Raw genomic sequence first — 12,694 nt, 5'->3', positions numbered from 1 at the left:
CTATATAAACCAACTTAAGGAAATGCAGCCTGAAATCCAAGCTTAGCTGCACCAGTCCGGATTCTAGCGCCGTTCTGAATAAACTTCCCTAGTTGACACCTTGAGGAGCAATTACCTATTTTTTATACATACGCAACATGCGTTGGGTTACCACAAATCCACCAAAAATATTAATTGAGGTAATAAATATTGCTAAACCACCGATCCAGGTGATGTCTCCAATGAACTGACTTCCTGCAGCAATAAGTGCTCCTAAAACAATAATACTGGATATTGCATTGGTTACGGACATTAATGGAGTATGCAATGCTGGGGTGACCTTCCATACCACATAATATCCAACAAAGCAGGCCAAAACGAAAATAGTGAGTATGGTAATGTATGGATCACCTAGAGTGTTAATCTCATGCATTTTGGGTCTCCTTTTTTGCCTGAAATGGTAGGTATTGATTTTGATGACAAAGTACTGCTTGTTGAATAATTTCATCATCGGGATTTAATGTGACTTCTGGGGGAGTCGGCGCCAAGAGATTAATAAGATGGACCAGATTATTGGCATAAAGTTCGCTCGCTGTCGCTGGAACGAGTCCGGCCAGGTTACTGAGACCGATAATGGTAACTTCCCCATGCTTTATCGTTTTATCAAGAACGCTGACTTCACAATTTCCTCCTCGTGCAGTCGCGAGATCGACAACAACTGATCCAGGTTTCATTTGTTCTACAGTTTTTTTATACACTAAAATCGGAGCTTTTCGACCAGGAATTAAGGCTGTAGAAATGACGATATCGGATAATTTAGCATATTCATCAATAAGTTCTGCTTGAAGTTTTTTATACTCTTCACTAACTTCCGAAGCATACCCCCCTTTAGTTTCACTGTCTTGATCTTGGCTTACTTCAATAAATTCGGCGCCTAAACTTTCTACTTGTTCTTTGGCTGCTCGCCGTACATCGAATGCGTACACTACAGCACCTAAGCGTTTCGCCGTTGCGATGGCCTGTAAACCAGCGACTCCAGCACCAAGAACAAGTACTTTTGCAGGTTGAATCATCCCTGCCGCGGTCATCATCATGGGGATGGCTCGATGAAATTCAGCACATGCTTCTAAAACAGCTCTATAGCCTGCCAAATTAGCTTGTGACGATAGGCTATCCATACTTTGTGCTCGACTGATGCGCGGTATAAGATTCATTGAAAGCAATGTAACTTGTTTTTCCTTGCACCAAGTAATTAATTTGCTTTCCGGCTCATTATCGATATGACCGATTACCAACGCGTTTTGAGACAGACCTTCTAAATCCTTGGGAGCTGGTTCATTGATACAAAGAAGAATATTGGCCGTCTCGAGTATTGTTTTTTTATCTCGAATCTGGACGCCAACCTGTTCGTAATCCTGGTCTTTGAAACCAGCAGCGAGTCCTGCGTTTTTTTCTATGGCGACATCAAAGCCTGATTTAATTAAGTGCTTTGCTGAGTTAGGAGTAATAGCCACCCGAGTTTCATTGTCTGGTGCCAGTAAGGTTGCGATCATCATGGGTAAATCCTTTTTACCTAAATATTCATTATCCTATTGTAATTTAGAATGATTTTCCAGCGTAATATGAGTATCAAAGAAATTGAGTTCAGGTTGAGGGATTAGTTGGTTTATTTTGTTCCTCTTGCAAACTGTCTACTTCCAACGCCAAGGCAATTTGATTGGCACAAGATTCTAAAAGCTGTATTTTTTCGGGTGTAGTTAAATCATTATCCTTAGAAGGTTGAACTCTTAAAACCCCCATGGTACCTCGTGCTCCGAGTAATGGAATAAAAAGTGCATTAGAAAAGGAGAGCGTATCCGTTCCCCATCCTGCTTTTTGCCCTAACTCGAACACCCACTGGGCAATACTGTATTCTTTTTCATCCAAATCTTGATGTGATTTTGCTCTTGCCCGCACAACAAGACGCCCATTTTTGGGTAATAGGGCGATGATCTCACAGTGAAGAATTTCTGAAATATAATTAATCCCGGTACGAAGCAATCTGACGATTCCCCGTGTTCTTGATAACCTTCGACTTAACGTATACAAGGACGAAGTTTGATATTCTGCAAGACGGGCAATTTCTGATTGGCGCCGAGTGACTAAGGTTAATTGACAAATAATTAATGCCATAATAAGCATCATAACCAAGGTAAAAAAATAATCTGACTGGAGAGTAAAAAAACTATAATAGGGTGGGATAAAGAAATAACTATACGCTAAAATACTAAGAAAAATTCCTGAAATCGCAGGTCCTGCGCGTCCTAATAAAGCAATACACGTCATTCCAATTAAATATGTTAGAGTTAAACTTGTATCATTAACCAAAGGATAAATTAAATAATTAATGAGGGTTGTGACTCCAACAATACAGGTTGATAAAAAGTAATAGAGCCATGGCGTCATGGGTTTCGTCGGCGATTTTTTTCTTGATTTCTTTGCTCCTTCGGTCATGGTGTAAACATCAATTTCACCACTGTAACGCAAAATTTCATCTGCCAGACTGCGAAAGAAAAAATTTCTCCAACGAGTACGAATCTGTTTGCAGATCATAATCAGCGTGACATTTTGCTCACGGGAAAAATTAATAATTTCTTTGACAAGGTCATACCCCATTAAAATATGAGTTTCAGCACCCAACTGCTCAGCAAAAAATAAATTTTTTAAGACTTGATTTCGTTGCGTTCTGGATATTTGAGTTCGTGTAGAGTCTACATATACTGCAATCCAATCCGCTTGCAAACTGGAGGCCATTCTTTTGGCTGCGCGAATTAATTTATGTGATTCTGGGCCTGGACCAACGCAAACGAGTATTTTTTCCATGATGGGCCAGATATGTTTGATACCTTGACCTTGTCTGTATAAAAGTACCTGTGTATTTACCCGTTTTGCCAGAGTACGTAATGCTAGCTCGCGTAAGGCCATTAAATTGCCTTTACGGAAATAAAATTCAGCTGCAAGCCGGGCTTGTCTGGGGAGGTAGACTTTGCCCTCGGAAAGGCGTTTTAATAAATCTTCGGGAGCTAAGTCGACTAACTCAATGGTATTTGCTCGTTCTATCATGACATCTGGAACAGTTTCTTGGACGGGTGCGTGGATGATTTGGGAGACGTCATCATTGAGACTTTCTATATGTTGAACATTGAGTGTGGTATAGACATTAATCCCACGGTCGAGCAATTCTTTAATATCTTGCCAGCGTTTTTTATGCCGTACCCCGCTTACATTGGTATGTGCCATTTCATCAATGAGAATCAATCCAGGATTTCTTTTTAAAGAAGCATCCAAATCAAATTCTTGTAATTGTTTACCGTGATATTCAATTGTTATTTTAGGCAAAACGACGAAGTCTTTAAGTATTTCTTCAATTTCAAATCGTCCATGAGATTCGACAATGCCTATTACTACATCTAATCCTTTAGCTTGCTCCCCCATCGCCTCATGAAGCATAGAATAAGTTTTCCCTACTCCTGGAGCGGCTCCGAGGTAGATTTTGAGTTTGCCACGTTGCTTTTGTTGCTCTTCCTCGATAACTTGTTGTAATAATGCATTGGGATCGGGGCGTTTGTCTGTCATCGATTTGTCCTTATATGATCCAGAGCTAAATTCAGCTCCAATACACTAATTCGTGGTTCTCCTAAAAGATGTAAGGTCCGTTTTTTTATTAATTGATTCACTAATTGTTGAATTTCTTGTTCTGAAATATGACGTGCTTTAGCGATCCGTGGTATTTGATAGTAGGCTGCCAGCGGACTTATTTCAGGATCCAGACCACTAGCAGATGCAGTAACTAAATCAACTGGAATTAATTGCTTGTTCATCTTAGTTGGATCTTCCAAATTGTATTGCTGCAGTTTATCAACGCGTTGTTGTACGATTGCCAAAAGGTTTGGGTTTGAAGGCCCCATATTAGATCCAGAAGAATGTGCTCCATTATAAGGAAATGGAGGGGTGGCAGAAGGGCGTCCCCAAAAATAATCGGGTGCATCAAAGTATTGTCCAATTAATGCGGAACCGATCGGTTTGTCGTTAACGAGTAATAAACTACCATTTGCTCGATAAGGAAAAAATATTTGAGCTATTGCAGTAACTACAGCAGGATAAATTAAACCGGTTAATATAGAAAAAAGGAGCAGGAATATTAAAGCTGTTTTGATTTGTTTGAGAGCTTCTCTAATCATTTTTTTTATCCTGTTAAACCTAAGGCTACTAAGAGCAGATCGATCATTTTGATTCCAACAAAAGGAACTATAAATCCCCCTAACCCATAGATAATTACGTTATTTCGGAGCAGTTCTGCTGCAGGAAGACGTCGATATTTAATTCCACGCAAAGCTAAAGGTATAAGAAGAACTATAATAATTGCATTAAAAATTACTGCGGAAAGCACTGCAGTATGTGGGGTTGCCAGGTGCATGATATTGAATACATTGAGCGCAGGGTAGGTGCTTACAAAGGCAGCTGGTAAAATGGCAAAATATTTAGCGATATCATTGGCAATACTAAACGTAGTCAAAGCGCCGCGCGTCATCAATAACTGCTTACCTATTTCTACTACTTCAATTAATTTAGTGGGGTTTGAATCCAGATCGACCAAGTTACCCGCTTCTTTTGCTGCTTGTGTTCCCGTATTCATTGCAACAGCAACATCAGCCTGAGCAAGTGCTGGCGCATCATTTGTTCCATCACCAGTCATTGCAACTAAATGACCTTGAGCTTGTAGGTCACGAATCAATTTAAGTTTGTCTTCGGGTTTTGCATTGGCTAGAAAATCATCTACTCCCGCTTCACCAGCAATAGAAGCAGCCGTTAGGGGATTATCTCCAGTTACCATAATGGTTTTAATGCCCATTTGTCTGAGTTGGGCAAAACGCTCTCGAATTCCCCCTTTAATTACGTCTTTAAGACGGATAATGCCCAGAACTTTTGGGCCTTCTGTAACCACCAGTGCAGTTCCACCTTGGCGTGAAATAATTTCCACATTATTTTTCACATTTTCGGGAACATGACCACCTAACTGATTGATATATTCTTCGATTGCTTCAGCTGATCCTTTACGTATTTGTCGATCACCGAGATTTGCGCCACTCATACGTGTTTGTGCGGTGAATGGAATAAATGTTGCCTGTAATGGGGCAAGAGTTCTTCCACGTAACTTATATTTCCTTTTAGCAAGAATCACGATGCTTCGACCTTCAGGGGTTTCATCAGCAAGTGAGGCTAATTGAGCTGCATCGGCTAGATCGTTGATATCGACCCCTTCTGCGGGAACAAACTCTGTTGCCTGCCGATTACCTAAAGTAATTGTTCCTGTTTTATCAAGTATTAAAACATCGATATCACCTGCAGCCTCAACTGCTCGCCCTGATAGGGCTATGACATTGGCTTGAATCATTCGATCCATACCTGAAATACCAATTGCAGAAAGTAGTCCGCCAATTGTAGTTGGGGCAAGGCAAACAAAAAGGGCAACAAGCACCGTGATTGAAATTGTTGAACCCGCTTTAGTTACAGAGACACTATAAATCGAAAAAGAGAGTAGGGTGCTACAAACCACTAAAAACACAATGGTTAAGGCAGCAAGTAAAATGGTTAATGCCAGCTCATTAGGCGTTTTTTGTCTTTTTGCCCCTTCTACCAGGGTAATCATCCGATCCAGAAATGTCTCGCCCGGGTTAGATGTGATGCGGATGATAAGCCAATCGGAAATGATCTGCGTTCCTCCAGTTACTGCGCTACGATCTCCGCCACTTTCACGAATGACGGGGGCGCTTTCGCCAGTGATGGCACTTTCATTTACTGAGGCAATTCCTTCGATAATCTCCCCATCACTGGGTATGAAATCACCTGCTTCAACCAAGACCAGATCCCCTGCACGTAATTGCACGGATGGAATAACCGTGAATTTTGCATTTTTAGATGCTTTTGCCAATTTTTTAGCTTGAATTTCACGACGTGCTCGTCGTAGCTCTTGCGCCTGTGCCTTGCCACGACCTTCTGCCATGGCTTCCGCAAAATTGGCAAATAAGAGTGTAAACCAAAGCCACAAACTAATAGCGAGAATAAAAAGTGGTGGTGCTTCACCTTTGCCTAGACAGGCTTGGATAAAGAGAATCGTTGTAATAATTGAACTAGCATAAACGGTAAACATTACCGGATTTTTTATTTGAACATGGGGTGCTAATTTGAAAAATGCGTCAATTAGGGCACTTTTTATAATACTAAAATCCCAAATAGAATGTGATTTAGTAGCCATATTTCCCCCAAAGCATCAAATGCTCCACAATAGGACCAAGAGCAAGAGCTGGTAAAAAGGACAGTGCTCCCAGAATGATAGCAATATAAATTAATAAAGTAATAAAAAGTGGTGTATGAGTAGCTAAGGTACCTAAACTGTTGGGAATCCGTTTTTTCTTAACAAGTGAGCCAGCCATGGCAAGAATTGGAATAGCAAGCCAATATCGGCTAATCAACATCAGTACGCCACCAACAATATTATAAAAGGGGGTATTAGCATTTAAGCCTGCAAAAGAACTGCCATTATTATTCCCTATGGAAGTAAAAGTATAGAGTATTTCAGTAAAACCATGGGCACCAGGATTTGCTATAGAGTTTATTCCCACCTGAGTTACAGAAGCATATGCGGTCGTGATGAGTACAATTAGAGGCATAATTAATACAGCAATTGATGCCATTTTCATTTCATAAGGTTCAATTTTTTTACCTAGGTATTCAGGAGTTCTGCCTACCATAAGCCCCGCAACAAATACCGTGAGGATGACTAGCATGAGCATCCCCGATAATCCAGTGCCAACTCCTCCAAAACTTACTTCACCTAAATGCATCATCCATAAAGGAACCATCCCGCCTAGAGGAGTAAATGAATCCAGCATGGAATTGACGGAACCGTTAGAGGTGGCGGTTGTAGCTGTTGCCCAAATTGCAGAGTTAACAATACCAAAGCGACTCTCTTTGCCCTCCATATTGCCGGCTGGGTAAAATTCAGATTGAGCAGTAGCATCAATCCCCATGCGGTGAAATGCTGGATTCCCTGATTGTTCGACTACAACTTCAAATAGTAAACATGGAACAAACAAAATGGACATGGCTATTAATATGGCCCAGCCTTGCCTTTTATCATGAACCATGGTGCCAAATGTAAAACAAAAAGCTGCAGGAATAAGTAAGATCGCTACCATTTCCAGAAAATTACTCAATGGAGTGGGGTTTTCGAAGGGATGTGCTGAATTGACATTAAAAAAACCACCACCATTAGTACCGAGTTGCTTGATGGCAATTTGTGATGCTACTGGTCCCATGGGAATGATTTGTTCAGTTATTGTTACCGGTGTTGTTTTAGGATTGCCTTGGCTATCTAATACCGTTTGTCCTGTCGCATCGGTTACAGGTTGTTGGTAAGTAAAAGGGTGGCTGAGGCTAATTTTTTGAAAAGGTTTAAAATTTTGAATGACCCCTTGTGAGCATAGAACAAGTGCAAAAATCAGCGACATAGGCAATAAGATATAGAGTATTCCGCGTACGGCATCTACCCAGAAATTTCCTAAACTATGACTTTCATGTTTTATGATCCCGCGGATCAATGCAACTAATAATGACATACCTGTTGCTGCAGAAATAAAGTTTTGTACCGTAAGTGCAAGCATTTGCGTTAAATAACTCATTGTTGTTTCCCCACTATAAGCTTGCCAATTTGTATTAGTTGTAAAACTTATGGCCGTATTCAATGCAAGAGCAGGGGAGGGAGAGGAAAATTCTTGGGGATTTAATGGTAAATAAAATTGAATACGTTGCACAAGATAAATAACCAGTAAGCCCGCTAAGTTTAGGAAGAGCATGCTTGTGAGATAGGTTTTCCATCCCATTTCTTCTTGAGTCTGAATACCGCAAATCTTATAGATTAAGTGTTCGAACGGTCTTAATATTCGGTCTAAGAAACAAGGGCGGCCCTGGTACACTCGTGCCATGTACCAACCTAAAGGTTTTACAAGTAGCAACAAAAAGAGCAGATAAAATGCAATTTGCAGCAAACCAGGTTTTGTCATAAGGGGTCCATCCCGGGTTTAAATTAATCCATGGCTTAAAATAATTCGGGTTTGAATAGTACAACTAACAAAAAGACTAATAACCCGAAAGCAATTATTCCACAGATTAAATACAAGCTCATGATTCACTCCTTGATAAATAATCATAGAATCTAATTAGTCCAAAGGACAAGCTGAAAAATAATAGGACAAGCAAAATTAATAAAAGATCCATTTAAGCGAAGTCCAATTTATAAGTGTGTCCTTAATTATAATACGAACTTAAGCTTTAAGTGTTTGATTATAGTAATTATGCATTAAAAAAACAGTCAAACTGACAGTGAATAATTAGATTAACTGGTAACAACTGCATCTACTGACCAGCACCCAGGCTAAAGTTTATTATGATTTGCACAATTAAAGAGGAAAATAAAAAAAGCGTATTATGGTTTTTTAATACGCCTTTTTATGGAATTTGGGATAGACAGTAAGATTGAGTACAGTCCTTTTTACCAAGGTGGACTCCTCTGGAGTGTTTTAGGCTTCTTAGTACTTGCTAAGCTTGCTCACCGCACTCTCAATCTGGCTCCCAAAGTAATAATGTTGGCTGAACAATGTGTACTGTCTATGGTTTTATGATAGGCCACTCTGAGTTTTAATGCCACATGATTTCGCTGGTTTTTTGCAAAGATTTCGTTAAAGTCAAAAACGGTTTAATTAGGTTGTTGAATTAATAAGGAAAATGAAACGGGTATTTTATTATTACTCATGCGCCTGGGTTTGACGCCGCTGGAACCATGGTTTCGCTGCGCTGCACCCAGATTGCATGTTTCTAATCTAGCTATGTCGTTTAATACCAAAGAATGGAACGCCAATGTAGGGTCTTCTTGCTGTGTAACTTCGAGGACTTTTTCCTGTTTGCAGGAATATTTGGGTATAGTAAAGTTTGCCTTGTTTATCACGGGCAACCCCTATGCCAGTCAAGTTATAATTTCCTACAATATTTCTTCTGTGGCCTGGGCTTTTGACCCATTGACTGACTACAATTTCAGCGGTTTTATAGTTGTATGCAACATTCTCCGCACCACCACCAGTATTTTTAATCTGTGAACGCAGTTTCTTAATGCGTTTTCCAAAATCTTGATGACCAAAAGACATACGATGGTTGGCCATATCTTGAGAGTGTTGTTTGGCTTGAATTACAATCTTGTTATCCATTGTAAGTTTGGATAAGCCATGTTGCTGACGGTATTTGTTAATATAGAATAAAACAGCATTTTGGATGGCGGTGTCACTTTCAACATGTTTTGTTGGAGAAGCGGCATAAGCATTGGGCAATAAGTTAAAAACAATCAAACTTAAAATAACTATTTTGGTTTTTAAAGACATAACTATTCTCTTTTCATGTAAAAATCGAATGGAATAGTGACTAAAAAACTGTCATTTGTCTAGAGTTGATTTGTATCAGATAAATTCAAAATAAAAAAATAATAACCTATTTGTTTTGAAATATTTCTTTTCTATTTTGGGTATTAATGACTCAAATAAGCGATAGCATCCTTTAAGTTTTCGACTTCGCCGGAATAATGGAAGTAAATTCGTTGTTTTGAACAGTCTATAATGCATAATGGTTCTTGAGGATGATCACCAAATTGTTTAAATATCCAGAATATCCCGTCACTATGTTGTTTTTCTATTTCTTTTAATAAGTCCACCATTTTATCGTTTTGCAAGGCGGAATGAGGGCAATTCAAACTGGACTTGCCGTGCGTTATTTTATAGGCGTAATGTTGTTCTTTCATGATAGTACTCCCTGCTACTGTTCAATAGAGAAGTAGATCCGTTTTGTTACATTATAGTCTATTGTAGCTTCGGCGCATCTGCCTCTAGGGTACAATTATTTTTATAGATTAACTGACAATCCTAAAAGTACAGCATGTAAGGTAGGAATGTTAGATAGTTGTTCTCTTTTGGAATAGGTTTCAAAATGAAAATTCGGTCCATTGCCGCTGAATATTCCTTGATATAATAAGCTCAGGTTGGCCAAAGCACTAATTGGATAACCAAAGCCTGCTTGTATTTCGCCTGCTAATTGGGAAATATCATTAAGGGGTACGCGCTCGTCTCGCCAATGCCTGTAGGCAAGTCCACCTTTTAGTTGAGCAAAAAATGAACTATTCCCCAGAGGATCGCTTTTGGACGTAATTAATAAATCCAAGGTAGGGGCAAGGGTCGTTTGCATAGGAATCCATTTTTTCAGAGCATGGAATGCTTCTTGAGGCATATTGAGTTTGATTCGTGTACCTGTTTGCAGCCCTAATTCCAAGCCTAAAGCAATATTGCCAGCAAGCATCATTTCATTGGCCAGCGCTAATCGTCCTATGGGAGCATTTTTATCTCTTGAGGAGGTTATATGATAAGTTCCTGTGCCAGCACTCGCAGTAACAGACCAAGGCTGATCTTGTGATGTTAATTTAGGGAAATAATCGCCAGCGATCGCATTAAATGATAATAAAATTCCTATTACAATTAATTTCATATGCCATATCCCTAAATGAATTGTTCATAATCATACCTTTGCATACCCACAAATCAGGATTTTCAGTTCCATCACTGCAAAAGCACCTATGGGAATATTAAATATAAAAAAGCGACAAGCAATTCAATGGTGAGTTGACCGCCTTTTTATCAAATTTGGCGGAGAGAGAGGGATTCGAACCCTCGATACGTTGCCGTATACACACTTTCCAGGCGTGCGCCTTCGACCGCTCGGCCATCTCTCCAATTCGGGCAAGCTTATACAGGTCGGATAATAAAATCAACCCTGTATTGACCTAAATTTATAACTTATTCGTAACTTATGATCGTTATTGTATATACTATGAATAGATAAGCCCTAAAGACTGTTACTATTTAGTTTTATGGGTGTTTTTACTTTGAAACAAAAATTGTGAACACGTTCAGTGAATAAAAGGATTGAATTATGTTAGCACGAACTTTTATTTTCATTTTCAGCCTCATCTCTTCAAGTGCGCTTTGGGCTGAGATTACTTGTTATTACACTTTAGTTAAAGATAATTGTTGGATTAAATATGATGTATCAGTAGATGTAATGGATGCCGAAAGCGCCAAAATTTTAACAACAGTTACTGTACCTGTTGGAAAATCTTGGATTCGCCAAACGTTCCCTTGTGAACCTGGCCAAAAATTAATGTATCGAGCTCGATTTTCTCCAATTTTTTGGCAAAGTGATGAAGGTAAAACCTATACTGCTAAAAATTATTGGTCCTTACCTAATACAATAAATCCTGGGGATTCAGCTTGGAACGTGACAGTTTGCTACTCAAGTGATTTTTCATTAGTTCCCCTTCCACCTAATGCACCAGGCAATTGCAGTTGTGATTTTAATGATATTCCAGCAATACCGCCAAAAAAGATATAAATGGCATTAATTTTTATCTTTGTGTATGATTCACTTACTATAACATCAACTATTCTTTAGGGAATTTTTTCCTTATTTTGTTGACGGAGCGACTGATGATTACTCTTAGAAATAAAATTGGTCAGATGTTGGTTATGGGGTTTGATGGTTGTGATATACACGACAAAAGCCCTATAGCTGAATGGCTGTCTTCAGATGGATTAGGCGGTGTTTTGTTATTCGATCAGGATGCTTCTACCAATTTATATGGTAAGAATTTAAAAAATCAGACGCAAATTAAAAATTTAACGCATCAACTCAATTATTATTACCATTCCTCAGAAGAGTTCAAAAATAACGGTTTGCCCTTATTAATTGCCATTGATTATGAAGGAGGAAGCATCGACCGCTTGTCTCGGATTGAGGGATGTATGCCAACTATGGATGCATACAACATGGCACACTTATCCCATGAGGATTTGCAGGCCGAGTTGACGCAAATGGCATTTACATTAAAATCTTTGGGTTTTAATCTTAATTTTGCTCCGATTGTGGATTTGCATTTACAAGATCAGCAGGGAATTATTGGAAGCTTACAACGTAGTTTTTCAACTGATCCTGATGAGGTAGTGCGTCTGGCCAGAGCATTTGTTGATGTTTTCCAGCATTATGGTATTGCATGCTGCTATAAGCATTTCCCAGGCCATGGTAGTGCATTAGGTGATACCCATAAAGGGTTTGTAGATGTTACCAATACCTTCAATGAAGATGAATTGGTGCCTTATTATCAGCTCGTGCGAGATGTTTACCAACCAACTCTGATCATGACCGCGCATGTGATCAATAATCAATTGGATAAACAGGGGGGACCTGCAACGTTATCCCATGATATTTTAACCGGCTTATTGCGCCAAACGATGGGCTATGATGGAGTAATTATTGCAGATGACTTACAAATGCAAGCAATCACCGATCATTACTCACTTGAGGAGGCTTTATGCCTGACAATCAATGCGGGTGCTGATATGCTGATCTTTGCAAATCAATTAGCAAAAATTACGGCGCCAGAATTGATTGAGAAGATTGAACGTTTGATTTTCGAGAAAAAAATAACTCCTAAACGTATAGAGGATGCTTATCGTCGAATCATCCGTTTAAAGCAGCAAATCAATTGTCTTGAATTGGTTGACTGATAGATCAGCAGATTTTAAAA

At 39.3% G+C, this 12,694-nt stretch carries 12 protein-coding genes, 1 tRNA gene and 1 other RNA gene; 2 read left to right on the top strand and 12 right to left on the bottom strand.

All coding sequences use genetic code 11. The features are described from left to right. Window positions 1-115: 115 nt before the first annotated feature. The 12 genes from ACWTEW_RS31310 to ACWTEW_RS31255 form a co-directional block, all read right to left on the bottom strand. Window positions 116-412, bottom strand: a complete 297-nt coding sequence (locus ACWTEW_RS31310) for a proton-translocating transhydrogenase family protein (protein ID WP_454781875.1) — start codon at window positions 410-412, stop codon at window positions 116-118. Next, window positions 405-1,535, bottom strand: coding sequence for a Re/Si-specific NAD(P)(+) transhydrogenase subunit alpha (locus tag ACWTEW_RS31305; RefSeq protein WP_454781874.1), 1,131 nt, complete (start codon window positions 1,533-1,535; stop codon window positions 405-407). The genes ACWTEW_RS31310 and ACWTEW_RS31305 overlap by 8 nt, the downstream gene beginning before the upstream one ends. A gap of 88 nt (window positions 1,536-1,623) precedes the next feature. Next, on the bottom strand, window positions 1,624-3,594 hold the full coding sequence (locus ACWTEW_RS31300; protein WP_454781873.1) for a DUF4118 domain-containing protein: 1,971 nt from the start codon (window positions 3,592-3,594) through the stop codon (window positions 1,624-1,626). Then, window positions 3,591-4,199 carry a potassium-transporting ATPase subunit KdpC gene (gene kdpC, locus ACWTEW_RS31295; protein WP_454781872.1) on the bottom strand — a complete coding sequence of 203 codons (609 nt, stop codon included), beginning with the start codon at window positions 4,197-4,199 and terminating at the stop codon, window positions 3,591-3,593. The genes ACWTEW_RS31300 and kdpC overlap by 4 nt, the downstream gene beginning before the upstream one ends. 5 nt (window positions 4,200-4,204) lie before the next feature. Continuing rightward, window positions 4,205-6,274, bottom strand: a complete 2,070-nt coding sequence (gene kdpB, locus ACWTEW_RS31290) for a potassium-transporting ATPase subunit KdpB (RefSeq protein WP_454781871.1) — start codon at window positions 6,272-6,274, stop codon at window positions 4,205-4,207. Then, window positions 6,264-8,081 carry a potassium-transporting ATPase subunit KdpA gene (gene kdpA, locus ACWTEW_RS31285; RefSeq protein ID WP_454781870.1) on the bottom strand — a complete coding sequence of 606 codons (1,818 nt, stop codon included), beginning with the start codon at window positions 8,079-8,081 and terminating at the stop codon, window positions 6,264-6,266. Before kdpA ends, kdpB begins: the two co-directional genes overlap by 11 nt. A gap of 35 nt (window positions 8,082-8,116) precedes the next feature. Then, window positions 8,117-8,203 (bottom strand): potassium-transporting ATPase subunit F, encoded by an 87-nt coding sequence (locus ACWTEW_RS31280; RefSeq protein ID WP_220471025.1) that lies wholly within the window; start codon window positions 8,201-8,203, stop codon window positions 8,117-8,119. Window positions 8,204-8,538: 335 nt separating this feature from the next. Continuing rightward, window positions 8,539-8,690, bottom strand: a non-coding RNA gene (gene ssrS / locus ACWTEW_RS31275) — 6S RNA. A gap of 207 nt (window positions 8,691-8,897) precedes the next feature. Beyond that, the gene (locus tag ACWTEW_RS31270; RefSeq protein ID WP_454781869.1) at window positions 8,898-9,449 is read right to left on the bottom strand and encodes a CAP domain-containing protein; all 552 of its coding nucleotides are present in this window, start codon (window positions 9,447-9,449) and stop codon (window positions 8,898-8,900) included. A 143-nt stretch (window positions 9,450-9,592) separates the two neighbouring features. Then, complete coding sequence (locus tag ACWTEW_RS31265; protein ID WP_454781868.1) at window positions 9,593-9,862, bottom strand: hypothetical protein; 270 nt, start codon at window positions 9,860-9,862, stop codon at window positions 9,593-9,595. A gap of 101 nt (window positions 9,863-9,963) precedes the next feature. Continuing rightward, window positions 9,964-10,599, bottom strand: coding sequence for a hypothetical protein (locus ACWTEW_RS31260; RefSeq protein ID WP_454781867.1), 636 nt, complete (start codon window positions 10,597-10,599; stop codon window positions 9,964-9,966). 156 nt (window positions 10,600-10,755) lie between these two features. Further along, a tRNA-Ser gene (locus tag ACWTEW_RS31255) sits at window positions 10,756-10,843 on the bottom strand. Window positions 10,844-11,043: 200 nt separating this feature from the next. Here ACWTEW_RS31255 and ACWTEW_RS31250 point away from each other — a divergent pair. Together ACWTEW_RS31250 and ACWTEW_RS31245 are read left to right on the top strand one after the other, a co-directional pair. Next, window positions 11,044-11,502, top strand: a complete 459-nt coding sequence (locus ACWTEW_RS31250) for a hypothetical protein (protein ID WP_454781866.1) — start codon at window positions 11,044-11,046, stop codon at window positions 11,500-11,502. A gap of 95 nt (window positions 11,503-11,597) precedes the next feature. Further along, the gene (locus tag ACWTEW_RS31245) at window positions 11,598-12,674 is read left to right on the top strand and encodes a glycoside hydrolase family 3 N-terminal domain-containing protein (protein WP_454781865.1); all 1,077 of its coding nucleotides are present in this window, start codon (window positions 11,598-11,600) and stop codon (window positions 12,672-12,674) included. Window positions 12,675-12,694 lie beyond the last annotated feature (20 nt).

It is taken from the genome of Legionella stuttgartensis (assembly GCF_977063405.2).
This window is presented reverse-complemented; position numbering and strand designations above follow the sequence as displayed.

Excerpts from the sequence above, each read along its gene's own strand:
- ACWTEW_RS31310 (WP_454781875.1), bottom strand. The coding sequence starts at position 412 with ATGCATGAGATTAACACTCTAGGTGATCCATACATTACCATACTCACT.
- ACWTEW_RS31305 (WP_454781874.1), bottom strand. The coding sequence starts at position 1,535 with ATGATGATCGCAACCTTACTGGCACCAGACAATGAAACTCGGGTGGCT.
- ACWTEW_RS31300 (WP_454781873.1), bottom strand. The coding sequence starts at position 3,594 with ATGACAGACAAACGCCCCGATCCCAATGCATTATTACAACAAGTTATC.
- kdpC (WP_454781872.1), bottom strand. The coding sequence starts at position 4,199 with ATGATTAGAGAAGCTCTCAAACAAATCAAAACAGCTTTAATATTCCTG.
- kdpB (WP_454781871.1), bottom strand. The coding sequence starts at position 6,274 with ATGGCTACTAAATCACATTCTATTTGGGATTTTAGTATTATAAAAAGT.
- kdpA (WP_454781870.1), bottom strand. The coding sequence starts at position 8,081 with ATGACAAAACCTGGTTTGCTGCAAATTGCATTTTATCTGCTCTTTTTG.
- ACWTEW_RS31280 (WP_220471025.1), bottom strand. The coding sequence starts at position 8,203 with ATGAGCTTGTATTTAATCTGTGGAATAATTGCTTTCGGGTTATTAGTC.
- ACWTEW_RS31270 (WP_454781869.1), bottom strand. The coding sequence starts at position 9,449 with ATGTCTTTAAAAACCAAAATAGTTATTTTAAGTTTGATTGTTTTTAAC.
- ACWTEW_RS31265 (WP_454781868.1), bottom strand. The coding sequence starts at position 9,862 with ATGAAAGAACAACATTACGCCTATAAAATAACGCACGGCAAGTCCAGT.
- ACWTEW_RS31260 (WP_454781867.1), bottom strand. The coding sequence starts at position 10,599 with ATGAAATTAATTGTAATAGGAATTTTATTATCATTTAATGCGATCGCT.
- ACWTEW_RS31250 (WP_454781866.1), top strand. The coding sequence starts at position 11,044 with ATGTTAGCACGAACTTTTATTTTCATTTTCAGCCTCATCTCTTCAAGT.
- ACWTEW_RS31245 (WP_454781865.1), top strand. The coding sequence starts at position 11,598 with ATGATTACTCTTAGAAATAAAATTGGTCAGATGTTGGTTATGGGGTTT.